Origin of the sequence: Shigella sp. FC1967 (assembly GCF_001743005.1) — a bacterium.
Taxonomy (GTDB): domain Bacteria; phylum Pseudomonadota; class Gammaproteobacteria; order Enterobacterales; family Enterobacteriaceae; genus Proteus.
This window is the reverse complement of sequence record NZ_MIIZ01000313.1, coordinates 1-241: the sequence shown is the minus strand read 5'-3', so window position 1 is coordinate 241 and position 241 is coordinate 1. Positions and strand designations below refer to the sequence as shown.

Sequence of the window (241 nt, the reverse complement as noted above, 5' to 3'; positions counted from 1 at the left end):
CGGACAGCTTCCAGCACATTAAGCAAGTCCGTTCAGTACGTGGATCTCGACTCCCAAAAGGGCGAGCACTTGAACGCCATGAGATTCGCAGCCTCTTTTTCACATGTGAAGTGATTCAAGCGCCAAAGGGCTTCGGGATGCGGCCATTCTCGGGGTGCTCCTCGGGTGCGGCTTGCGCCGCTCGGAAATCGTTGCGCTGGACATGGAAAGCATGATCTACAAGGACCGCGCTCTCAAGGTC

1 pseudogene is annotated in these 241 nt (G+C 56.4%); it reads left to right on the top strand.

The window, feature by feature from the left end:
• Window positions 1-241, top strand: a pseudogene (locus tag BHE89_RS02790) (tyrosine-type recombinase/integrase); the annotation flags it as partial.